The sequence below is a fragment of the Bacillus sp. G16 genome, assembly GCF_021282335.1.
In the GTDB taxonomy this organism is placed as follows: Bacteria; Bacillota; Bacilli; order Bacillales; family Bacillaceae; genus Bacillus; species Bacillus inaquosorum.
Window position 1 is genome coordinate 357,609 of record NZ_JAJSOZ010000001.1, and the last position, 22,895, is coordinate 380,503.

Annotated in this window: 25 protein-coding genes; 20 read left to right on the forward strand and 5 right to left on the reverse strand. The window is 45.7% G+C overall.

Annotated elements, in window-relative coordinates:
- Nucleotides 1-55: 55 nt before the first annotated feature.
- A complete protein-coding gene (locus LWH95_RS01800) occupies nucleotides 56-382 on the forward strand; it encodes a YuzD family protein (protein WP_232918835.1) in 327 nt (108 codons plus the stop codon).
- A gap of 25 nt (nucleotides 383-407) precedes the next feature.
- On the opposite strand, the gene LWH95_RS01805 is transcribed toward LWH95_RS01800, so the two are convergent.
- Nucleotides 408-1,475, reverse strand: coding sequence for an NAD(P)/FAD-dependent oxidoreductase (locus LWH95_RS01805; RefSeq protein WP_003240960.1), 1,068 nt, complete (start codon nucleotides 1,473-1,475; stop codon nucleotides 408-410).
- 262 nt (nucleotides 1,476-1,737) lie between these two features.
- Between LWH95_RS01805 and LWH95_RS01810 the strand changes: the two genes are divergently transcribed.
- The 6 genes from LWH95_RS01810 to LWH95_RS01835 all read left to right on the forward strand — a co-directional run bounded on the left by LWH95_RS01810 (nucleotide 1,738) and on the right by LWH95_RS01835 (nucleotide 6,436).
- The gene (locus LWH95_RS01810; RefSeq protein WP_003222913.1) at nucleotides 1,738-1,974 is read left to right on the forward strand and encodes a YuzB family protein; all 237 of its coding nucleotides are present in this window, start codon (nucleotides 1,738-1,740) and stop codon (nucleotides 1,972-1,974) included.
- Between the two features lie 136 nt (nucleotides 1,975-2,110).
- Entirely contained in the window at nucleotides 2,111-3,325 is a 1,215-nt protein-coding gene (locus LWH95_RS01815; protein ID WP_019259367.1) for a NupC/NupG family nucleoside CNT transporter, read from the forward strand.
- A 122-nt stretch (nucleotides 3,326-3,447) separates the two neighbouring features.
- Nucleotides 3,448-4,302 carry a diaminopimelate epimerase gene (gene dapF / locus LWH95_RS01820; RefSeq protein WP_084991277.1) on the forward strand — a complete coding sequence of 285 codons (855 nt, stop codon included), beginning with the start codon at nucleotides 3,448-3,450 and terminating at the stop codon, nucleotides 4,300-4,302.
- 78 nt (nucleotides 4,303-4,380) lie between these two features.
- A complete protein-coding gene (locus LWH95_RS01825) occupies nucleotides 4,381-4,743 on the forward strand; it encodes a HesB/IscA family protein (RefSeq protein ID WP_225514756.1) in 363 nt (120 codons plus the stop codon).
- A 528-nt stretch (nucleotides 4,744-5,271) separates the two neighbouring features.
- Nucleotides 5,272-5,790 carry a GNAT family N-acetyltransferase gene (locus tag LWH95_RS01830; RefSeq protein ID WP_232918836.1) on the forward strand — a complete coding sequence of 173 codons (519 nt, stop codon included), beginning with the start codon at nucleotides 5,272-5,274 and terminating at the stop codon, nucleotides 5,788-5,790.
- Nucleotides 5,791-5,812: 22 nt separating this feature from the next.
- Nucleotides 5,813-6,436 (forward strand): FMN-binding negative transcriptional regulator, encoded by a 624-nt coding sequence (locus LWH95_RS01835; RefSeq protein WP_232918862.1) that lies wholly within the window; start codon nucleotides 5,813-5,815, stop codon nucleotides 6,434-6,436.
- A gap of 103 nt (nucleotides 6,437-6,539) precedes the next feature.
- Here the strand turns inward: LWH95_RS01835 and guaC are convergent, their stop codons facing one another.
- On the reverse strand, nucleotides 6,540-7,520 hold the full coding sequence (gene guaC / locus LWH95_RS01840) for a GMP reductase (protein WP_232918863.1): 981 nt from the start codon (nucleotides 7,518-7,520) through the stop codon (nucleotides 6,540-6,542).
- Between the two features lie 277 nt (nucleotides 7,521-7,797).
- Between guaC and LWH95_RS01845 the strand changes: the two genes are divergently transcribed.
- Entirely contained in the window at nucleotides 7,798-7,938 is a 141-nt protein-coding gene (locus tag LWH95_RS01845) for a hypothetical protein (protein ID WP_003240972.1), read from the forward strand.
- A 39-nt stretch (nucleotides 7,939-7,977) separates the two neighbouring features.
- Here LWH95_RS01845 and yumC read toward each other — a convergent pair whose 3' ends face one another.
- Nucleotides 7,978-8,976 (reverse strand): ferredoxin--NADP reductase 2, encoded by a 999-nt coding sequence (gene yumC / locus LWH95_RS01850; RefSeq protein ID WP_003220618.1) that lies wholly within the window; start codon nucleotides 8,974-8,976, stop codon nucleotides 7,978-7,980.
- A 331-nt stretch (nucleotides 8,977-9,307) separates the two neighbouring features.
- On the opposite strand from yumC, the gene LWH95_RS01855 reads away from it, so the two are divergent.
- The 4 genes from LWH95_RS01855 (at nucleotide 9,308) to spsC (ending at nucleotide 11,978) form a co-directional block, all read left to right on the forward strand.
- On the forward strand, nucleotides 9,308-10,528 hold the full coding sequence (locus tag LWH95_RS01855; protein ID WP_032732266.1) for an NAD(P)/FAD-dependent oxidoreductase: 1,221 nt from the start codon (nucleotides 9,308-9,310) through the stop codon (nucleotides 10,526-10,528).
- Nucleotides 10,529-10,701: 173 nt separating this feature from the next.
- Nucleotides 10,702-10,845, forward strand: a complete 144-nt coding sequence (locus LWH95_RS01860) for a YuiA family protein (RefSeq protein WP_019259359.1) — start codon at nucleotides 10,702-10,704, stop codon at nucleotides 10,843-10,845.
- Between the two features lie 52 nt (nucleotides 10,846-10,897).
- Nucleotides 10,898-11,218 (forward strand): YuiB family protein, encoded by a 321-nt coding sequence (locus tag LWH95_RS01865; RefSeq protein ID WP_003240977.1) that lies wholly within the window; start codon nucleotides 10,898-10,900, stop codon nucleotides 11,216-11,218.
- Nucleotides 11,219-11,321: 103 nt separating this feature from the next.
- Nucleotides 11,322-11,978: a stationary phase survival protein SpsC gene (gene spsC, locus LWH95_RS01870; protein WP_133486164.1), complete on the forward strand. Its 657-nt coding sequence runs from the start codon at nucleotides 11,322-11,324 to the stop codon at nucleotides 11,976-11,978.
- A 28-nt stretch (nucleotides 11,979-12,006) separates the two neighbouring features.
- Here the strand turns inward: spsC and LWH95_RS01875 are convergent, their stop codons facing one another.
- Nucleotides 12,007-12,483, reverse strand: coding sequence for a divergent PAP2 family protein (locus LWH95_RS01875; protein ID WP_003240980.1), 477 nt, complete (start codon nucleotides 12,481-12,483; stop codon nucleotides 12,007-12,009).
- 157 nt (nucleotides 12,484-12,640) lie between these two features.
- Here LWH95_RS01875 and LWH95_RS01880 point away from each other — a divergent pair, with 157 nt between their 5' ends.
- Together LWH95_RS01880 and LWH95_RS01885 are read left to right on the forward strand one after the other, a co-directional pair.
- A complete protein-coding gene (locus LWH95_RS01880; RefSeq protein ID WP_232918837.1) occupies nucleotides 12,641-14,143 on the forward strand; it encodes a leucyl aminopeptidase in 1,503 nt (500 codons plus the stop codon).
- 144 nt (nucleotides 14,144-14,287) lie between these two features.
- A complete protein-coding gene (locus tag LWH95_RS01885; RefSeq protein ID WP_133486168.1) occupies nucleotides 14,288-15,616 on the forward strand; it encodes a Na+/H+ antiporter family protein in 1,329 nt (442 codons plus the stop codon).
- 69 nt (nucleotides 15,617-15,685) lie between these two features.
- On the opposite strand, the gene LWH95_RS01890 is transcribed toward LWH95_RS01885, so the two are convergent.
- Nucleotides 15,686-16,288 carry a biotin transporter BioY gene (locus LWH95_RS01890; protein ID WP_232918838.1) on the reverse strand — a complete coding sequence of 201 codons (603 nt, stop codon included), beginning with the start codon at nucleotides 16,286-16,288 and terminating at the stop codon, nucleotides 15,686-15,688.
- 102 nt (nucleotides 16,289-16,390) lie between these two features.
- Between LWH95_RS01890 and LWH95_RS01895 the strand changes: the two genes are divergently transcribed.
- From LWH95_RS01895 to LWH95_RS01920, 6 genes are all read left to right on the forward strand, one after another.
- Nucleotides 16,391-16,987, forward strand: a complete 597-nt coding sequence (locus LWH95_RS01895) for a sulfite oxidase-like oxidoreductase (protein ID WP_232918839.1) — start codon at nucleotides 16,391-16,393, stop codon at nucleotides 16,985-16,987.
- Between the two features lie 213 nt (nucleotides 16,988-17,200).
- Nucleotides 17,201-18,070: a ferri-bacillibactin esterase BesA gene (besA, locus tag LWH95_RS01900; protein WP_148982781.1), complete on the forward strand. Its 870-nt coding sequence runs from the start codon at nucleotides 17,201-17,203 to the stop codon at nucleotides 18,068-18,070.
- A gap of 192 nt (nucleotides 18,071-18,262) precedes the next feature.
- Nucleotides 18,263-19,048 carry a 2,3-dihydro-2,3-dihydroxybenzoate dehydrogenase gene (locus LWH95_RS01905; protein WP_232918840.1) on the forward strand — a complete coding sequence of 262 codons (786 nt, stop codon included), beginning with the start codon at nucleotides 18,263-18,265 and terminating at the stop codon, nucleotides 19,046-19,048.
- 25 nt (nucleotides 19,049-19,073) lie between these two features.
- Nucleotides 19,074-20,270 (forward strand): isochorismate synthase DhbC, encoded by a 1,197-nt coding sequence (gene dhbC / locus LWH95_RS01910; protein WP_232918841.1) that lies wholly within the window; start codon nucleotides 19,074-19,076, stop codon nucleotides 20,268-20,270.
- A 28-nt stretch (nucleotides 20,271-20,298) separates the two neighbouring features.
- Nucleotides 20,299-21,918: a (2,3-dihydroxybenzoyl)adenylate synthase gene (locus tag LWH95_RS01915; protein WP_232918842.1), complete on the forward strand. Its 1,620-nt coding sequence runs from the start codon at nucleotides 20,299-20,301 to the stop codon at nucleotides 21,916-21,918.
- A gap of 27 nt (nucleotides 21,919-21,945) precedes the next feature.
- A complete protein-coding gene (locus tag LWH95_RS01920; RefSeq protein WP_019259350.1) occupies nucleotides 21,946-22,881 on the forward strand; it encodes an isochorismatase in 936 nt (311 codons plus the stop codon).
- The last annotated feature ends 14 nt before the right edge of the window (nucleotides 22,882-22,895 follow it).

Sequence of the window (22,895 nt, forward strand, 5' to 3'; positions counted from 1 at the left end):
TAAAAATGTCTCTTGGCTCTGTATACTGAATAGAAAGGAGAAGGAGGGTTTATCAGTGACAAAACCAGTCATGCTCAGCGTGTACGGGGCAGAAACCATTTGTGCAAGCTGTGTCAATATGCCGACGACCAAGGATACATACGAATGGCTTGAGGCAGCGCTGAAAAGAAAATATCCAAATCAGCCTTTTATGATGCAATACATCGATATTCATGAGCCGCCTGACAATGAACATGCGAAAGAGCTTGCGGAGAAAATCAGAAATGACGAGTATTTTTATCCGCTTGTGCTCGTAGAAGACAAAATTGTCGGTGAAGGCAATCCGAAATTAAAAGACGTTTATGAGGAAATGGAGAAGCATGGGTATGCAGAAAACCGCTGATATGATCAGCGGTTCTTCTCTATCATTAACCGTTATGGTGTTTGTACATCCACAGCAAGCCGGATTTCAGCATACGCGGAACACGGCCGATCAGCGGGCGGTCAGCAACAAGACCGAAGCCGGCTTTTTTACCGAGTGAACCGAGAACGCCTTTCAGCTTGAACTGCGGCATTGATTCTGGAAGGGCTTCTCCATTCCAGCGTTTTTGCAAGATTTGGACAATCTGTTCTGCTTGAGCCTCTGCCAGCTGGGCGCTCGGTGCATGAGGAAGGCTGGCGCAATCGCCGACTACGTACAGATGTTCATCACCAGGAATATTGTGATGAGGCGTTAATACGATACGCCCTTGTGCGTCCTTCTCCACATCTAAGTCTCTGACGACTTTGTTGGGCTGGATGCCGGCTGTCCATACAATGGCATCTGCAGAAATCGGATCATCGTGGTTATACACAATGCCTTCTTCTACTTTAGTGATATTTGCCCTATTAATGATGCGGACACCGTGCTCTTCGAACCATTTTTGCACATATTTGCTCAAGCGCTCGGGAAAGCTTGATAAAATGAGATTGCCGCGGTCGAACAAAATAATGTTCAGGTCATCACGGCTTTCTCTCAATTCACTTGCAAGCTCAACGCCGCTAAGGCCCGCTCCGACAATGGCGACAGTGGCATTAGCGCTCAGGTTATTCAGCTTTTGATAGGTTTCGCGGGACTGGTCGATGGTTTGAATGCTGTAGGTGAATTCAGGCGCTCCCGGCACGTTGTGATATTTATCCTCACAGCCGAGCCCGATCACGGCGTCATCGTAAGAAATCGGTTCACGATCTTGGAACAGCACTTGTTTTTGTGCAATATCAATTGATGAGATATCACCGTATTGGACATCCAGGCGAGGGTGCTCTGGGAATGACACTCTGATATGATGGTCAGAAATTGTGCCTGCAGCAAGGGCATAATATTCTGTTTTCAAGCAGTGATAAGGATTTCTGTCAATTAACGTGATTGAAACATCATCAGGCAGCTGGTTTGGCAATAAGCGATGAAGAACACGCATGTTCCCGTAACCTCCGCCGATCAAGACCAATTTTTTCATTTGAATTCCCCTTTAATCCGAAGAGTATGATAGACACATTGAAGAAAATACGAACTATGTAAAATAACATCTAGAATTATATCGAATTTGATCTAAAATCACAATAATAGTTTCAAAATAACCTACAAATTAGCCTTAAATCACAAATTAGTAAAACGTTATTCAAGGAATGATATGTTACGATAATAAATTTTGATGAATCTGTTATCTTTGACGAATGGTAAAAAATTCGCGATAATGGACATATGTGAGGTGAAACCGCATGAATCCAATGATTGAATTTTGTGTCAGCAATCTGGCTCACGGCTCTCAGGAAGCCCGGGCGATTTTGGAGAAGGACCCAAACCTGGATGTTCTCGAATACGGCTGCTTAAGCTACTGCGGGACATGCATGGAGTCGCTTTTCGCTCTTGTAAACGGAGAAGTCGTCATGGGTGAAACGCCTGCTGAGCTTGTTGAGAATATATATACATTTATTGAAGAAAATCCAATGTTTTGAAGAAAAGGGCCTGGACAGGCCCTTTTTTATTTTGTCGTACAAAAGAACTAAGAAATGTGTAGACATCAAAAAATATTATTGTTATCGTATAAAAGATATTTTTTTAAATAAAATGTTAAGAGGTGTAGGTGTATTCATGAGTGTTCTGTGGGGACTGCTCGGCGCAGTTGCGATCATTGCTATCGCGTTTTTATTTTCAGAAAAGAAAAGCAATATTAAGATAAGAACCGTCATCATTGGTTTATGCACACAGGTGGCGTTTGGATACATCGTGTTGAAATGGGAAGCGGGACGCGCTGTTTTTTTATGGTTTTCAAGCCGTGTACAGCTTCTGATTGATTATGCGAATGAAGGCATCAGTTTTATTTTTGGACCGCTTCTGAAAGTCGGTGACAGTCCGGCATTTGCATTAAGTGTACTGCCCGTTATCATTTTCTTCTCAGCACTGATCGCCGTTTTATATCATTTAAAAATCATGCAGCTCATTTTCCGTGTCATTGGCGGCGGATTGTCGAAGCTCCTTGGGACAAGCAAAACGGAATCTCTTGCAGCTGCTGCTAATATTTTTGTAGGACAATCTGAATCTCCGTTAGTGATCAGACCCCTTATTGCAGGGCTGACGCGCTCTGAATTGTTCACGATTATGACGAGCGGTCTATCGGCTGTTGCGGGTTCAACCTTGTTTGGGTACGCGCTTCTCGGTATTCCGATTGAATACTTGCTTGCGGCCAGCTTTATGGCTGCTCCCGCGGGTCTTGTCTTCGGTAAATTGATTATACCCGAAACGGAAAAGCCCCAAACCGTAAAAAGCGATTTCAAAATGGATGAAGGCGAAGGCGCAGCCAATGTCATTGACGCAGCTGCAAAGGGAGCGTCAACAGGCCTGCAAATTGCTTTAAACGTTGGAGCGATGCTGCTTGCGTTCGTTGCATTAATCGCCGTGGTAAACGGTATTCTTGGCGGAGTTTTCAGCTTGTTCGGCTTAAAAGGCGTCACGTTAGAATCTATCCTCGGCTATGTGTTTTCTCCAATCGCCTTTTTGATTGGCGTGCCTTGGCATGAAGCGTTGCAGGCAGGAAGCTATATCGGCCAGAAATTGGTGCTGAATGAGTTTGTTGCTTATTCTAACTTCGGTCCGCACATCGGCGAGTTTTCTAAGAAAACCGCTACCATTATCAGTTTCGCATTATGCGGATTCGCCAATTTTTCATCAATTGCGATTATGCTCGGTACACTTGGCGGTTTAGCGCCGAGCCGCCGTTCAGATATCGCACGCCTAGGCTTGAAGGCTGTTCTAGCGGGAACATTAGCCAATCTGCTCAGCGCAGCCATTGCCGGCATGTTTATATAAACGATAAAAGCTCCTTGCGTCAGTGCAAGGAGCTTTTATGTATGAAAAACGGGGGATAATTGTATTGTGTCCGTTTATAATAGCTTTTATACTAAGTAAAAGAAAAAAAGTTGGAGGCACCTATGAACTCATTTCGATTTACCAAAATGCACGGCCTGGGAAACAGCTATATCTATGTGAATCAATTTGAAGAACAGCTGCCGGAAGAAAAACTGTCTGAGATTGCCGTTCAGGTTTCTTCTGTTTATACTGGGATCGGTTCTGACGGAATGATCCTGATATGCCCTTCAGATCAAGCGCCTGTCAAAATGCGGATTTTTAATAATGATGGGTCTGAAGGGAAAAACTGCGGCAACGGCCTGCGCTGCGTCGCAAAATACGCGTATGAGCATAAGCTGGTTGAGGAAACATCTTTTCTGATTGAAACCCTCTCCGGGCTTGTGAAAGCGGAGGTTCAAGCTGAAAACGGGAAAGTGAATGTGGTCACTGTCGATATGGGCGAACCGCGCCTGACAAAAGCCGAGCTTCCAATGCTTGGCGGCGGGGAAGAGCACACGATCAATGAAACGATGACGTTTGGTGAAGCCGAACTAACAGGCACTGCTGTTTCAATGGGAAATCCGCATATCGTTTTTCCGATCGCTGACATTGAACAGGCACCCCTGACGACACTGGGACCGGTGATTGAGAAAGATCCGAGATTTCCGGAAGGCATCAATGTGGAATTCGTCGAAACCGTGAATGAACATGAACTGCATTTCCGCGTCTGGGAACGGGGATCAGGCATTACTCAGGCATGCGGGACAGGAGCGTGTGCAGCGGCGGTCGCATCAGTGTTAAACGGCGTATCAAAACGAAATCAAGACATCACGGTGCATTTAGCAGGCGGAGACTTGGTGATTAACTGGAAGGACAACGGCCATGTGATGATGACAGGGCCGGCTGAGACCGTTTGTGAAGGTGTCTATTTTTTGTAAAACACCTTGTTTGAGAATATAACCGATCATGTTTATAATAAAAGACAGCATCCGGTTTTTAAAAGGAGGTTCACAAAGATGAGCAACCCGGTAACAATTACAGAAGCAGCAGCTTTGCATATAAAAGAAATGATGAAAGAGCATGAAGAAGAAAACGCGTTTCTGCGTGTCGGCGTCAAAGGCGGCGGCTGCAGCGGCCTTTCTTACGGCATGGGCTTTGAGCATGAAAAGGGCGAAAAAGACAGTATGTTTGATCAGCACGGCATCACGGTTCTTGTTGACAAAGAAAGCCTTGATATCATGAACGGCACCGTGATTGACTATAAACAATCCATGCTCGGCGGCGGCTTCACCATCGACAATCCAAACGCCATCGCCTCATGCGGCTGCGGTTCTTCTTTTAGAACAGCAACGAATGCAGGTAAGCCTGAAGAGTGCTAGGTGCCCCGATATTTCGAGATATGAATCAATCATCACACCAGTTTCGGAGGATTGCGTGATTGCGTCCCACGAATAACCGTTAGATTGTTCATGACGCTTTTCTTAGCGATAAATCATCGTTAAGGGAGGCGTTTTTATTATGGCTTAAATAGACAAAATTCACTTTACGCGACCTCCTTCATCTTCATTTATATTGTAAATGCAACAAAGTTGAGTTATATTTGATGTACGGTATTTTTATTGCATTTACAACAAAAAATACATTTGAGGAGTTGATGGTGAGGGAGATTCTTTGTGAAATTGGAGTGGCAGCAAGGGCCGTATCTGAACCTTGTCCGAATATGTACAAACCCAGGAATCTTTAAGAAAAGTTAGCCGAAAGGATAAAAGTAGATCGAACAAAAAACATTTTCCAACAGAGAAAGGAAAATGTATTTCCATTTATAAAAAGAAAAAGTATAGAAAAGGACTAGAAATTTAGGAAAAACACGAGAAATTATTGATTATATAAAGGAGCGACATATTTAAATGACCATAAATATAAAAAAGTGCAGCCAAGAAGACTTAAAAATACTTCAAGAAATTAGTATTGAAACATTCAACGATACATTTAAAGACCAGAATTCACCTGAAAATATGAAAGCCTATTTGGAAAGTGCATTTAACGCTAAACAGTTGGAAAAGGAATTATCCAATACTTCTTCGCAGTTCTTTTTTGTTTATTTTAATCATGAAGTCGCTGGATATTTAAAGATCAACACCGATAATGCTCAGTCTGAAGAAATGGGTAAAGAATCACTTGAAATAGAGAGGATTTATATAAAGAACAAATTTCAAAAACATGGGCTTGGCAAACATCTATTAAACAAAGCTATGGAAATTGCCTTGCAACGTAATAAAAAGAAAGTCTGGCTGGGTGTATGGGAAAAAAATGAAAATGCCATTGCTTTTTATAAGAAAATGGGGTTTGTTCAAATTGGAGCCCACTCTTTTTATATGGGCGATGAAGAACAAATAGACTATATCATGACCAAAACACTCCTATAACTTGTTGAAAAGGGGGATTAACATATATATTCCAAAGTATTATAAGGTCACAAATGTTGATGAAATTGTTGATTTTGTTCAAAATAACTCTTTTGGCACGATTGTCACAACAAAACAAGGGAAACCAATTGCCACTCATTTGCCCTTAGGATTCAATAAAAAAGGTGATGATTGCTATATTACTGGGCATATGGCTTATGGAAATCCTCAGTGGAGAACATTTGCAGCATGTGAAGATGTGCTCGTGATGTTTCAGGGACCGCACGCTTATATTTCTTCTTCTTGGTATTCCCGCGAAAATGTTCCGACGTGGAATTATCAGGCTGTCCACATGTATGGTAAAGCAAGCATTTTAGAGAAAGATGAATTAATTGAAGAATTAACAATAATGTTGGAAAAATACGAAAAACATCGAGAAAATCCAGTTTTATGGGATAAACTTTCTCCAACACTTTTAGAAAGTGAATTGAAAGGTATAGTTGGATTTAAGATTAAGGTAGGAGACATTCAGGCGGCATATAAATTAAGCCAGAACCGAGATGAAACGGATTATACGAACATCATTAAAGAATTACAAAATGAAGGAAATCTAAATTCAAAACAAATGGCAGAATTGATGGGAAAGAGATTCAAAAAGCAAATATAAACCCACTTTTATGAAACCCTCCGTATGCCAGTGGGCCTGAAGGTGCTAATAACAGAAAACGCCAAGTCAAGCGGCAAACCGCTGACTTGGCGTTTTATTATTATTAATATTTATCTCCATTAAAAATCGAATTCTTCACAATCACATAATCCACATTTCGGATCGCATCAAGCTTTGTTCCGCCTGCATAAGAAATAGAAGATTGCAGATCCTGTTCCATTTCAATCAGCGTATCCTTAATTGAGCCTTTATGCGCCACGTGCATTTTTTTGCCTTCTACATTTTTCTTTTCGCCTTTTTGGTATTCAGAGGCTGAGCCGAAGTACTCTTTGTAGAGCTTTCCGTCTTTTTCGATCGTTTGGCCTGGTGATTCTTCGTGTCCGGCGAATAGTGAACCGATCATGACCATCGTTGCGCCAAATCTGATTGATTTTGCGATGTCGCCATGTGTACGGATGCCGCCATCCGCGATAATCGGTTTGCTGGCTGCTTTGGCACACCAGCGTAGCGCCGCTAATTGCCAGCCGCCTGTGCCGAAGCCGGTTTTGATTTTCGTAATACATACTTTTCCCGGTCCGATGCCGACTTTAGTGGCATCCGCTCCCGCATTTTCAAGTTCTCTGACCGCTTCCGGCGTTCCGACATTGCCAGCAATAACAAAGCTGTCCGGCAAATGTTTTTTAAGGTGCTGGATCATTTCAATGACAGCATTTGAGTGCCCGTGAGCAATGTCAATTGTCACGTATTCAGGAGTCAGATTTTCTTCTGCCAGCTGGCGGACAAATTCATACTCCTCATCTTTGACGCCCACGCTGATAGAAGAGAATAACCCGCGTGCGTTCATATCTTTAATAAAATCAATCCGTTTTTCAGGTTCAAATCGGTGCATCACATAAAAGTAGCCATTTTCGGCTAATGAAATCGCTAGTTTTTCATCTATAATCGTCTGCATATTGGCAGGGACGACGGGCAATTTAAATGTACGTCCGCCTAAACGTACGGATGTATCACATTCTGAACGGCTATTTACAATGCATTTTGCAGGAATTAGCTGAATATCTTCGTAATCAAATACATTTTCCATCATTTTCACTCCTAAAAACGAATATTTAAAATGATATTATATGAAATGTTCGCCTTCTATAATGTACTCTGTTTTATTTAGGATGTCAAACATTATTATTTGCTGGCACGTATGTACAAGTGCCGAAGCTTGTCATGCTCAGTGAGTTTGGGTATCATAGTCTTAACGAAAAGTCTTAGAGAGCGGATCAAAACGCGAATGATATACGTTCAGCAAAGCTTGGTCGTTCAGCACCAGGCTTTCTTTATGACATGGACATGTGAAAGGAGCGAATGAGATGACGCAAAATGAAGAAAAAACACCGAAATCCCAAAAGATCCAAGACCGCATTATTATGGCAATGATCTGGATCGTCGCAGCCCTTGTGATTGCGCTGGTTCTTGGAACTGCGATGAATTATATAAATATCTTCAAATAAAAAAAGGAGCTGTGTCGTTGACACAAACTCCTTTTTTTATTATTTATTTTCAAAAAGACTTGTTGAGTGAAGAGGCTGTACGCGGGCTTTCGGATCCATGTAAGCTTTGGCGTTGTTCACTGCTGTCGGCGCCTCGCCGAAGCCGCTGGCAATCAGGTTGACTTTTCCTTCATATGTGCAAATGTCACCTGCTGCAAAGAAGCCTTCGATGTTTGTTTCCATTGTTGATTTCACGACAATGGAATTTTTCTCGATGTCCAGACCCCAGTTTTTGATCGGTCCAAGAGATGAAACGAAACCGTAGTTGACGATTAAGTCATCGATTTCTAAAATCTCTTTGCGATCGCCTTTCACTTCTTCAAGCACAAGCTGTTCAATTTTGTCTTCCCCGATCAGCTCCGCAGGGACGAATGGTGTCAGGACATTAACCTTCGACGCATGAAGGTTTTCCACACTGTGCTCGTGCGCGCGGAACTTATCGCGGCGGTGAATGATGGATACTTCTTTTGCGATTGGTTCAAGCATAAGCGCCCAGTCAACTGCTGAATCTCCACCGCCAAGGATCGCAACGCGTCTGCCGGCGAATTTTTGCAAATCGTCAACGAAGTAGTGAAGGTTTTTGCCTTCATACTGCTCGGCATTTTCAAGTTCCAGCTTTCTCGGTTTGAATGCGCCGTTTCCTGCAGTAATGATGACTGTTTTAGAGTAGTGGGTTTCTTCATTTGTCACGAGCTTAAACACGCCGTCCGCTTGTTTCTCAACAGATTCAACCGCTTGCTCCAGACAAATGGTTTGGTCGAATTTCGCCATTTGCTCTTTTAGGTTATTGATAAGTTCTTGTGCGCGGATTTTCGGGAAGCCCGCTACATCGTATATATATTTCTCAGGGTAAAGGGCGCTAAGCTGTCCGCCGAGCTGAGGCAGGCTTTCGATAATTTTGACGCTTGCCTGTCTCATGCCTCCGTAAAAAGCGGTGAATAAGCCGACCGGTCCCCCGCCTATAATTGTAATATCATAAACCTTTGTATCCTCTCGCATACGAAAATTGCCTCCTAAATGAAAATTGTTATTAATTATACCATATTGCCGTTTAAATTGACGAGTCAGCAGAAAAAATCCTAAGTGTATGGCGTGAGCATCCGTTCTTGAAAATATTTCCGCCGGCCGATACGATGATAACCAAATGAATTGATCTTTTTCTGAATGTTTCTTGGGCCAGCCGGATAAATATGATAGTAGTGCTATGCGTGAGGACTTCACAAAAAACTTTTCAATATATTTCATAAAATCCCGCCAATAAGCTGAAGCTAACACAAATGATGATTTTATTATGCGTCTAACAAAAGCAAAAAAAGAGAAGGTGGATGTGATGGCATTGAATAAGCCCAAAATCGTGATTTTAGGTGCAGGATATGGCGGATTGATGACGGTAACTAGGCTGACAAAGTTTGTCGGGCCGAATGATGCTGATATTACGCTTGTGAATAAACACAATTATCATTATGAAACGACATGGATGCATGAAGCGAGTGCGGGTACGCTCCATCATGACCGCTGCCGTTATCAGATAAAAGATGTAATCAACCAGTCGCGGGTTAATTTTGTACAGGATACCGTAAAGGCAATCAAAATAGATGAGAAAAAAGTTGTGCTTGCGAATGGAGAGCTGCAGTACGATTATTTAGTCATCGGACTCGGCGCGGTGCCCGAAACGTTCGGCATTAAAGGATTGAAAGAATATGCGTTTCCGATTGCCAACATCAACACGTCGCGCCTGCTGAGGGAACATATTGAGCTGCAGTTTGCGACTTACAATACGGAAGCGGAAAAACGGCCGGACAGGTTAACCATTGTTGTAGGCGGAGCCGGATTTACGGGGATTGAATTTCTTGGCGAGCTGGCAGCCCGCGTGCCTGAGCTCTGCAAGGAGTATGACGTTGACAGAAGCCTCGTGCGCATTATTTGTGTGGAAGCGGCACCGACCGTTTTGCCGGGATTTGATCCTGAGCTTGTCGATTATGCGGTTCATTATCTTGAGGAAAACGGAATTGAGTTTAAGATCGGAACGGCTGTGCAAGAATGTACACCGGAAGGAGTCAGAGTCGGCAAAAAAGATGAAGAACCAGAGCAGATCAAATCGCAAACCGTTGTATGGGCGGCAGGTGTCCGCGGCCATCCGATTGTGGAGGAAGCCGGTTTTGAAAATATGCGCGGCCGGGTCAAAGTGAATCCGGATCTTCGTGCACCCGGACATGACAACGTCTTTATACTCGGTGACAGCTCGCTGTTTATGAATGAGGATACAGAGCGCCCGTATCCGCCGACTGCGCAAATTGCGATGCAGCAGGGGATAACGGTTGCTAAAAACCTTGGCAGGCTCATTAAAGGCGGGGAGCTTGAGGAATTCAAGCCCGACATTAAAGGAACGGTGGCTTCTCTTGGCGAGCATAACGCGGTTGGAGTCGTTTATGGCAGAAAGCTGAAAGGCACGCCGGCTTCGTTTATGAAAAAAGTCATCGATAATCGCTCGCTGTTTTTGATCGGCGGACTCGGACTAACGCTGAAAAAGGGCAAGTTCAAGTTTTTCTAAAAACCCGCGGAAGCGGGTTTTCTTTATTAAAAAACGCCAAAATAAAAAGAGAACGAGAGGAAAACAAGTATGTTTCCGCTTACATCGAAAGATTTGTCACATGATCTGACTTTATTGTTGACAGCTCGATATGTTATATTATCAGAAAATTAAGAAAAAAGGGTGATGATCAGATGAAAACTGCAACGACAACCGCTTCGCATACATGCCCATTTTGCTCAGGGAAAGGGTATTTTCAATTGATCCTCGGCGGTTCAGAGACTTGTCCGTCTTGCCAGGGGACAGGAAAAGACAGTCATTCTTTTTCCAGCCGTTGACTTTATTTCAGCCCCCGCGTTACACTAAAAACAACGCAGGGGGTGGGATAGGTTGATTAGTCTGCCAGTCGTAATCATCTCAATTGTTTTGTTTTTTGTCTTGTTTTTTGGAATCGGTTTCTTATTAAACATGCTGCTGAGAATGTCTTGGATTATGGCTGTGATTTATCCGATTGTATGCCTTTTCATTATCAGCAAGGAAAAGCTGATCAGCTATGTCCAGTCGCCGGGAGAATCCTTTGCCGGCCTGTTTCATCGTGTCGTATCATTAGCGGCTGCCGATGTGCTGATTTTGGCCAGCGGTTTGGCTGGCGCCATCGTGTCCGGTATAGCGATCAACATGCTCAGAAAAAGAGGATATCAAATGTTTTAAATGTCGCTTTCTTCTAAAGAAAGCTTTTTTTGTGCTTTCAGCTCATTCACCATTTTGAATATTGCTCTCTCCAATTGGGAACAATGATCCGGAGGAGAGGTGAATGATGTTGAATATGATCAGACGTTTGCTGATGACCTGTTTATTTCTGCTTGCATTTGGCACGACATTTTTATCAGTGTCAGGAATCGAAGCGAAGGACTTGTCAAAATGGGTGCAGGAACATCAAGAAAAGCACTTGAAGCATGCAGGACTGACATTAAAAGCATTGCAGCAGAAAAAAACACAAACCATGTCAGCGGCCAAGGATAAAACAAAACCGTTAGAAGAAGCATTTGACTGGGACGAGTATCCGGTCCAAAGAGTAACCGCAACAGGCTACACAGCAGGAGCTGAATCGACGGGAAAGAAGCCCGGCGATCCATTATACGGGCTTACATATTCAGGTGTGAAAGTGAAACGGGATTTATACTCCACGGTTGCCGCTGATCCGTCCGTTTTCCCGATCGGCACGATTTTATTCATCCCGAACTACGGTCTCGGAGTTGTGGCCGACACGGGATCAGCGATTAAGGGAAACCGCCTTGATCTGTACTTTGAAACCGTCAAAGATGTGTACAATGAATGGGGCAAAAAAAGCCTTGATGTATATGTGATTAAAAAGGGGACGGGAAAGATCACCGAGGATGAGCTTGAGAAGCTCAATGAAACAAAGTCTTTGCAGGTGTTCAGAAATCAATATAAAACTGTGAAAGAATAAAACGCTCCAGCAACTGCTGGAGCGTTTTTTACATGAAAAAGTAAGCGAGTATCAGTGTCAGTAAAATACCTGTTAAGCCTCCGAAAAAGACCTCGATCGGCTGATGTCCGAGAAGCTCCTTCAGCTTTTTTTGCTTTTCTTTATCTTTGGCCTTCGGGAAGTCCTTTGCTTCATGTACGAAGCGGTTAAAATCAACGACAAGCTTATTGATGACTGTTGCCTGCTCACCGGCGTGACGTCTGACGCCAGTTGCGTCAAACATGGTAATGACGGCAAAAATGGCAGAAACCGCAAAGAGAGAGGAGCCTAATCCATGCTCCAAGGCTACGCCCGTAGAAAGCGCAGTGACCGCTGCGGAGTGAGAGCTCGGCATGCCGCCTGTGCTTGTGACCAGCGACCAGTCCAGTTTTCTGGACACGATAAACTGTATGGGCACTTTGATGACCTGGGCAAAAATAATCGCGGCCAGGCTTGATAATAAAGGAAAATTCGTTAAAAGTTCCATCGGCGACATCCTTTCTATTTAAAAAATCCTTCGTGTTTCAAAAGAAAAAAGCAAGTCTTAGACTGTTGTTTGATAAAATAAGTGTAATGGAAAGAATGTTTTTCCTATTATACCATTGTTCATTACAAATACCCATTACGTTAGGAGTGTAAGCCTTATGTTTTATGCGGTTCAGCAATTAGAGCATACAGAAACCCTTGTGGTCGGACTTTTTCAAAAAAGCCAGCTGACAGGCAAAGCATTGGAAATTGATGAAATGCTGGAAGGCCATCTGACACAGCTTTTGAAAGATGGTGATGTCTCTTCGAAACCGAATCAAGTATCAAAAGTATTCCCTCCGTCTTCTGCGGGTATGAAACGGATTTATTTCGTTGGTTTGGGAAGAGAATCAAATTATTCGTTTGAACAGGCGAAGGAACGGTTTGCCCATGTTTTTCAAGCCATTCATAAAGACCGAAAACAAGAAGCAGCTGTCCTGCTTGACACATTTATTGCGGAAGACGTGCCTCCAGCCGATGCCGCTCATGCTTTAGCTGAGAGCTGCCTGCTTGCTTCCTATGAGGTGCAGGATTATAAGCACAAATCAAATGAGCCGGACAAACAAATTGAAACCGTGTACGCCGTCACAGATGAAGATACACAGGAAGTGCAGGCGGGACTTCGCGTCGGCCAGGCATACGGGCAAGGGACAAATTCGGCAAGAACGCTTGTGAATATGCCCGGAAATATGCTGACAGCGACTGACCTCGCTTCTTATGCAGAGGAGCTTGCGGCTAAATATGATTTTGAGTGTGAGATATTGGAGAAGTCAGAGATGGAAGAGCTCGGCATGGGCGGAATACTTGCGGTAAACCAAGGCTCTGCCGAACCGCCGAAAATGATTGTTTTGAAGTATCAGGGCAAAAAGGATTGGGAAGACGTCGTCGGACTTGTCGGAAAAGGGATTACCTTTGACACAGGCGGCTACTCCATTAAAACGAAATCTGGAATTGTCGGCATGAAATCTGATATGGGAGGAGCAGCTGCGGTTCTCGGTGCGATGGAAACGATCGGAGAGCTTCGTCCCGAGCAAAACGTGCTGGCTGTCATTCCGTCAACCGACAACATGATCTCCGGCGGGGCGATGAAGCCTGATGATGTGATCGTATCATTAAGCGGAAAAACAATTGAAATTCTCAATACGGATGCTGAAGGAAGGCTTGTGCTTGCTGATGGCATTACATACGCGAAACAGCATGGCGCCTCAGTTCTTGTTGATGTGGCTACGCTTACCGGCGGTGTCGTTGTGGCATTAGGAACAGAAACGACCGGCGCTATGACAAATGATCAAGGCTTTTATCAGCAGGTAGCTGATGCTGCGGAAGAGTGCGGCGAGGCGATCTGGCAGCTGCCGATAACAGAGAAGGATAAAAAGCGTGTGAAAAGCAGCCAAATGGCGGATCTCAGCAATTCGCCGGGGCGCGAAGGACATGCGATTATGGCAGGAACGTTTCTTGGTGAATTTGCTGAAGCAACACCTTGGGTGCATCTTGATATTGCGGGCACTGCAACTTCCAATAAAGCAACCTGCTTCGGGCCGTCCGGGGCCACCGGTGTTATGGCCAGAACACTGGCCACACTTGCGGAACGATTTACATTGGAAGAAGATAAAAGCGAATAATGATGAATCCCTGCTGCAGTATGCGGCGGGGATTTTTTCTTCCAAAATCTTTAGTTGACTAAAGTGTATCAATTATGATACGATACGTTCGTACTTTATTTATCTACTACATTAGCAAACTAAAGGATTTTTTGGAGGGGTATCATGAATGCAGTCGTCATCGCGGTGCTGCTTATGCTTGTCTTAAGCCTGCTGCGTGTCAATATTGTTATCGCATTAATTATAGGCGCTCTGGCCGGCGGATTAACAGGCGGGCTCGGTCTTGGCGAAACGGTTAAAGCTTTTACAGACGGACTCGGCGGAAATGCCACCGTTGCAGTCAGCTATGCCATGCTTGGCGCGTTTGCTGCGGCTTTAACGAAAACGGGTCTACCAGACGCAATGGTGGAAGCCTCTGTTAAATTAATCGGAAATAAAGAAGATTCTCGCAAAAAAGCACTGTCTAAAGTTCTGATTGTGCTGATTATTTTAATTGTATCTTGTTTTTCGCAAAACGTGGTTCCGGTTCACATCGCATTTATTCCGGTGCTGATTCCGCCGCTTTTGAAAATCTTTAATGAACTTGAAATGGACCGCCGTCTGATTGCGTGTGTGATTACATTCGGTTTAACGGCGCCTTATATTTTACTGCCGGTCGGTTTCGGCCAAATCTTCCAGGGGATGCTCAAGGACAATATGGCGGATGCCGGGTTAAACGTTCCGCTTGCTGACATACCATATGCAATGATCATCCCTGTTGCAGGTATGGTTGTCGGCCTTATTTTATCAGTGATCGTATTCCGTAAACCTAAACAATACGAAACAAAAGACATCTCAGGTGCAGAGGCATCGCCTTATACGAAAAAAAGCCTGGCTATCGCGGTGCTTGCCATCTTAGTGTCACTCGGCGTCCAGCTCTACTTATCTCAGACTTTGGGAGTAGAAGGGATGATTATGGGGGCGCTGGCAGGTCTGATTATTCTGTTTGTCAGCGGTGTGATGAAGCGTGATGAAGCGGACTCACTGATTACTGATGGAATGGTCCTAATGGCCTTTATCGGTTTCGTTATGCTCGTTGCAGCCGGATTTTCAAATGTATTGACGAAAACCGGAGATGTCGAGTCACTGGTCAAAACGTCAGCTGGTTTTATCGGACACAGTCAGTCATTGGGCGCATTGCTGATGCTCATTGTCGGCTTGTTAATTACAATGGGAATCGGCTCTTCTTTTGCGACGATTCCTGTTATCACAACCATTTTTGTGCCTCTATGCATGCAGCTCGGTTTCAGCCCGATGGCAACGATTGCGATTATCGGAGCGGCTGCTGCGCTTGGCGATGCAGGTTCACCTGCAAGCGACAGTACACTTGGGCCGACTTCAGGTTTGAGTGCGGACGGCCAGCATCACCACATTTGGGACACTTGTGTACCGACATTTATATTTTATAATATTCCGCTTGTTATCTTTGGCTGGATTGCAGCGCTTGTTTTATAGGAAAAAGGCTCCCCTTTACTGGGGAGCCTTTTCTCATTATGATAAAAAAACCGTCCAATAGAACGGTTTTTACGTGGACGATATGTGATTTCGGTTAAAGCCGGTTGCTTTATGAATAGAGCGGTAGATCGCAGGGGCGATAAACGCCAGAATCACAGCCAGCGCCGTGTCTTTTACCATAAACCAAGCCATAAATCCCCAAGCCGTACCATATCTCACCGGCGTATGAATCCACAGATTCAGTGCAAGATACATATAAGTAGTCCCGATGATATACATGATGGCCGTTCCGATAAGAGAAGCAATTAGAAACCGGATTTTGCTTGGCTTAATTTTGCGTTCTAAGAACCATCCAGCTGCAAATGCTGCCGGGATGTATGAGATAATAAACCCGCCGCTTTTTCCCGCAAACGGTGCGAAGCCTGCTGAAAATTGAGCAAAAACAGGCGCTCCGGCCAATCCGACAAGTGCATATACAATCATGGCAATACCTGCTCGTTTGCTGCCGAGAAGCAAGGCTGCCAAGAGACAGAAAAACGGCTGCATCGACAGCGGAATGCCTGCTACTTGTAAAAAGGGTGCTACTGATGTAATGTTGGCGCCGACAGCCATAAGTGCGGCGAACATGCCGATCAGTGCCATATCTGCCGCACGAAGTTTACGTTGTTTCATAGTTGTTCCCCCTTAGGTTTACATACACAATCATAGAGTAATAAAGTACAAATGGATTGTCAACATAAATTGGAATGAGGTTAACAAAAAGGAGGGTTCTATATGTATTTCGGAAAAACAAAACAATCTGACCAATCTGGGAGAGTGCCGCCAAATCAAAACGTCACAACCTCATTTCCTGTGCTTCATACGGGAAATGTCCCGTATTACGAAGATATGGCCAAATGGAATCTGCAAGTATACGGATTGGTTGACCATCCGATGCTGCTAAGCTTTGAAGATGTTAAAGCCTTTCCTCAGTACGAATCGAAAAATGACATCCATTGCGTCACTGGCTGGTCAAGGCTTGATAATGTGTGGCAAGGTGTGCGGGCACGTGATATAGCGGAAAAAGCGGGTGTAAAAAAAGAAGCGGGCTACGTCATTTTACATGCGGAAGAGGGCTGGACGACCAATCTGCCGCTTGATGATTTTTTGGCAGAAACCTCACTTCTTGCTTATGCGCATCATGGCAAGCCTTTAACGCCTGAACACGGCTTCCCGCTGCGGGGCGTGTTTCCGCATCTGTATTTTTGGAAAAGTGCCAAGTGGCTGCGCGGCATCCAATTTACGAAAGAAAATCACCCCGGCTTTTGGGAGCAGAACGGCTATCACATGAGAGGCGATCCTTGGCAAAATCAAAGATTTACATGGGATTAAGGTTCTATTTTAAGCAGGACCATCCGCATCTTTATCAGGTTTTTATTTCCATATCGATAGTCTTCAGGTACCTTATTTGATGAAGGTGCCTTTTTTATTCGGGAAAAAGTTGACTTTCTCTGGAAGAAAACCTATTATTTGAGTTGTCTAGTTGATAGTGAAAATCATTATCATACATTGCGGTTTAGTTTAAGGAGAGGAATGTCGTACTGCATGAATGAGAATACAACAGACCGGGTGAAAGGCGGGACACAAAACGCATTTACCATTCCTGGTACAGAAGTGCGTATGTTGTCTTCACGGAATGAAAATCGTGCCTATCAAATTTTTATCTCGAAGCCGAGTACGCCTCCGCCGCCCGCTGGTTATCCGGTTATTTATCTGCTGGATGCCAATTCTGTCTTCGGAACGATGGCGGAAGCCGTTCGAATACAGGGGCGCCGTCCTGAAAAAACCGGGGTGATCCCTGCTGTGATCGTGGGCATTGGCTATGCGACGGCAGAGCCGTTCTCCTCAGCGCGCCACCGGGATTTTACTATGCCGACAGCTCAATCGAATCTTCCTGTAAGACCCGACGGCAAAGAATGGCCGGAGCATGGCGGAGCAGAGGGCTTTTTCAGATTTATTGAGGAGGATCTAAAACCGGAGATAGAACGAGATTACCAGATTGACAGAAACAGACAAACGATCTTTGGACACTCGCTTGGCGGGCTGTTCGTGCTGCAGGTGCTGTTAACGAAGCCGGATGCGTTTCAAACGTATGTCGCGGGAAGTCCGTCGATTCATTGGAATAAACCATTTATTCTCGAGAAAGCGGACCATTTCGCCTCCCGCTTCAAGAAAAACAATCAGTCTATCAATATCCTGCTTGCAGCAGGAGAATTGGAGCAGCATCATAAAAGCCGGATGAACGATAATGCGAGGGAGCTTTACGAGAGGCTGGCCGTTTTATCTGAACAAGGCATACGGGCAGAATTTTGCGAGTTTTCAGGAGAAGGACATATTTCGGTTCTTCCTGTATTGGTCAGCCGGGCGCTGCGTTTTGCGCTTCACCCTGACGGACCGCATATTTCAATGGGCTGAGACATTCTCAGCCTTGGTTCTAAAAACGTCACTGAAATTATATTTGACTGTCACATGACATTTGGATATGATTATTTTTATAATTGATAATGATAATCATTATCAATAGATTGCGCTTTTTCTTTTCGAGGCGCAGTAGTCTTTTTCGCTGGATGTCCGTTCGGCATCTGAGTGAAGAAAGGAATTGATGATATGAATGCAATGGGTATAAAGGGCAAAATTGCTTTTATAACAGGAGCTGCCCAAGGGATAGGTGAAGCTGTTGCGCGGACGCTTGCCAGTCAAGGCACACACATTGCGGCAGTTGATTATAATCCTGAAAAGCTGGAAAAGGTTGTGAGCAGCCTCAAAGCGGAAGGCTGCCATGCGGAAGCCTTTCCCGCGGATGTAAGAGACAGCGCAGCGATTGACGGGATCACGGCGCGCATCGAACGTGAAATGGGGCCGATCGATATTTTGGTGAATGTAGCGGGTGTCCTTCGCCCGGGACTGATCCATTCACTCAGCGATGAGGAATGGGAAGCCACGTTCTCAGTGAATTCGACCGGCGTTTTTAACGCCTCGCGTTCAGTCAGCAAATATATGATGGACCGGAGATCGGGTTCGATTGTAACGGTCGGATCGAATGCTGCGGGGGTGCCAAGGACATCTATGGCGGCATATGCCTCTTCAAAGGCAGCGGCAGTGATGTTTACGAAATGCCTTGGCCTTGAGCTTGCAGAATATAATATCCGCTGCAATATTGTATCTCCCGGATCAACGGAAACAGACATGCAGTGGTCATTATGGGCCGATGAAAATGGAGCGGAGCAAGTCATAAAAGGATCACTTGAGACATTTAAAACAGGGATCCCGCTCAAAAAACTGGCTCAGCCTTCAGATATTGCAAATGCCGTGCTCTTTTTGGTTTCTGGCCAGGCAGGGCATATTACGATGCATAATTTATGCGTAGATGGCGGCGCGACCTTAGGCGTGTAACTCAATTTAAAGGAGGTTCATGAGAATGTCGGAACAAAACGTTATATCACAAACAAAGGCGGAGCAATTGCTTCATGAGTATGAGCCGGGTGCTTTTTTCTTAGCTTCTCCTCATCGTGTACTGTTAGCGAAAGGAATTAGTGAAATCGTACCGGAGGCAGACGGGCAAAACCAAATAGAAACCCTTTCCGGCCGTATTGCAGAGACGCTGAAGCAAGCAAAGCAATCGGGGCAAAGCCGTCCGCTTGTTGTCGGTGCCGTTCCTTTTGATCCTGTAAAAGCAGCTCGGCTCGTTGTTCCTGAAGAAGTGCGCTGGTCAGGACCGCTTCAATTTGATCATGCGGAGAAGGAACAGCAGTCTGAGCATACATACCACATAGAGCCTGTTCCTGCACCAGAGGATTATAAAAATGGTGTGGAACAAGGACTGGCACGCATTGCCGATGGGACACTCAGCAAGATCGTCCTGTCCAGATCGCTGCATTTGACATCGTCTGAACCGATTCAGACGGATGAACTGCTTCGCCATCTAGCGCAGCACAACACGCACGGCTACACGTTTGCCGCGGACGTGTCCAGCGAAGCGGAAACGTCTTCCCGCCGAACATTGCTCGGTGCAAGTCCGGAGCTTCTCGTTTCAAGAATGGGCACTCAGGTCGTTTCCAATCCATTAGCCGGCTCAAGGCCTCGCAGTGACGATCCTGCTGAAGACCAGCGCCGTGCTGCTGAATTGCTTTCTTCCGCAAAGGATCTCCATGAGCATGCGGTTGTGGCTGACGCGGTTGCCGCAGCGCTGCGGCCTTTCTGCCGGACGCTGGATGTCCCGGAAAAGCCTTCACTGATCAAAACGGAGACGATGTGGCATCTGTCCAGCGTGATTAAGGGAGAGCTTTCCGATCCGTCCGTGACCGCACTGGAATTGGCGGCGGCGCTCCACCCGACGCCGGCCGTCTGCGGAACACCGACTGATCTTGCAAGAGAAGCGATTCTCAGCATTGAACCGTTTGACCGCGGTTTCTTTACCGGCATGGTCGGCTGGTGTGACGATGCGGGTGACGGAGAATGGGTCGTGACGATCCGTTGCGCAGAGGCAGAAGAACGCTCACTCCGCCTGTATGCAGGAGCCGGTGTTGTTGCTGGATCAAAAGCTGAGGACGAGCTTCAGGAGACATCCGCGAAGTTTCGGACAATGCTGCGGGCAATGGGCGTGAATCACATATGATCAGAATGAATTGCTGGAGGGATACAACATGCTGAATGGATTTACTCCTTGGCCTGATGAGTTAGCTGAGATATATCGAAAGAACGGCTGCTGGGCCGGCGAGACGTTTGGAGATTTGTTAAGGGACCGGGCAGCCAAACATGGCGACCGCATCGCAATTACTTGCGGAAACACCCATTGGAGCTATCAAGAGCTTGATACGAGGGTTGATCGTCTGGCTGCCGGATTTCAGAAGCTCGGCCTTAAACAGATGGATCGTGTTGTGGTGCAGCTGCCGAATATCGCAGAGTTTTTTGAAGTCATTTTCGCACTCTTCCGTCTGGGGGCACTCCCGGTCTTTGCACTGCCTTCTCATCGAAGCAGTGAAATTACATATTTTTGCGAATTTGCTGAAGCGGCTGCTTATATCATTCCCGACACCTATTCCGGTTTTGACTACCGTTCACTCGCCAGACAGGTACAAAGCAAGCTACCGTCTTTGAAACACGTCATTGTCGCAGGTGAGGCAGAGGAATTTCTGCCCCTGGAGGATTTGCATACAGAACCTGTAAAACTGCCTGAAGTCAAATCTTCAGATGTGGCGTTCCTTCAGCTTTCTGGAGGAAGCACCGGCTTATCAAAACTGATTCCGCGGACGCACGATGACTACATTTACAGCCTGAAGCTGAGTGCGGAGGTTTGCTGGCTCGACCACAGTACAGTGTACTTGGCAGCATTGCCGATGGCGCACAATTATCCGCTGAGCTCGCCTGGGGTTCTCGGCGTATTATACGCCGGAGGAAGAGTGGTGTTATCTCCTTCTCCAAGTCCTGATGACGCATTTCCTTTGATTGAACGGGAACAAGTCACGATTACCGCTCTTGTTCCGCCCCTTGCGATGGTATGGATGGACGCGGCATCCTCACGCCAAGACGATCTATCCAGTCTTCAAGTGCTGCAGGTTGGCGGCGCCAAGTTCAGTGCTGAAGCTGCGCGCAGGGTAAACGCTGTTTTCGGCTGCACGCTGCAGCAGGTGTTCGGAATGGCAGAGGGGCTTGTCAATTATACGAGATTGGATGACCCTGAAGAGGTCATTGTCAACACCCAAGGAAAACCGATGTCCCCATATGATGAGGTACGTGTTTGGGATGATCAGGATCGTGACGTAAAACCTGGTGAAACAGGACATCTGCTGACACGGGGACCGTATACAATTCGGGGTTACTATAAGGCAGAAGAGCATAACGCTGCTTCATTTACTGAGGATGGTTTTTACCGCACGGGTGATATCGTCAGACTGACATCAGACGGCTATATCGTCGTTGAAGGCCGGGCGAAGGATCAAATTAACCGCGGAGGAGAAAAAGTGGCGGCTGAAGAGGTGGAAAATCATCTGCTGGCGCATCCGGCTGTCCATGATGCCGCAATGGTCTCTATGCCTGACCAATTTCTTGGCGAAAGATCTTGTGTGTTCATTATTCCCCGGGATGAAGCCCCGAAAGCCGCAGAGCTTAAAGCGTTTTTGAGAGAGCGCGGACTGGCGGCATATAAAATCCCTGACCGGATTGAATTTGTCGAGTCCTTCCCGCAGACAGGGGTAGGAAAAGTCAGCAAAAAAGCGCTCCGTGAAGCCATTTCCGAGAAGCTTCTTGCAGGATCAAAAAAATAAAACAACAATTTGAGAGGAAGTGTTCAAATGGCTATACCTGCCATTCAGCCGTATCAAATGCCAACAGCGTCTGATATGCCGCAAAACAAAGTCTCATGGGTGCCTGATCCAAATCGGGCGGTCCTATTAATACACGATATGCAAAACTATTTTGTCGATGCTTTCACAGCTGGAGCTTCTCCGGTAACAGAGCTTTCGGCGAATATACGCAAGCTGAAGGATCAATGTGCCCAGCTTGGAATACCTGTCGTCTATACTGCACAGCCTGGAAGTCAAAATCCGGCAGACCGGGCGCTGCTGACAGACTTTTGGGGTCCGGGATTGAACAGCGGCCCTTATGAGGAGAAAATTGTAACTGAGCTGGCACCGGAAGATGATGATCTCGTGCTGACAAAATGGAGATACAGCGCGTTTAAGAGAACGAATCTGCTTGAGATTATGCGCAAAGAGGGACGTGATCAGCTGATCATTTCCGGAATTTACGCCCATATCGGCTGTCTCGTTACAGCATGTGAAGCATTTATGGAGGATATCGAAGCATTTTTTGTGGGAGATGCAGTTGCTGATTTTTCATTAGAAAAACATCAAATGGCGCTGGATTATGCAGCTGGGCGCTGTGCGTTTACCATAATGACTGACAGTCTTCTCGACCAGCTGAAGCAGGTGCCTGCTGCTGCTCAGAAAACGTCAATGACTACTGGCAGAGAAGTGTTTACATGTGAGAGTATCCGTAAACAAATTGCTGAGCTTCTTCAAGAAACACCTGAAGACATTACAGATCAAGAGGATTTGCTCGACCGGGGGCTTGATTCGGTAAGGATCATGACATTAGTAGAACAATGGCGCCGTGAAGGAGCCGAGGTAACATTCGTGGAACTGGCTGAACGCCCGACGATCGAAGAATGGCAGAAATTGCTTACAACCCGCAGCCAGCAAGTGCTGCCAAACGCGGATTATTTATAAAAGGAGGGTAAACA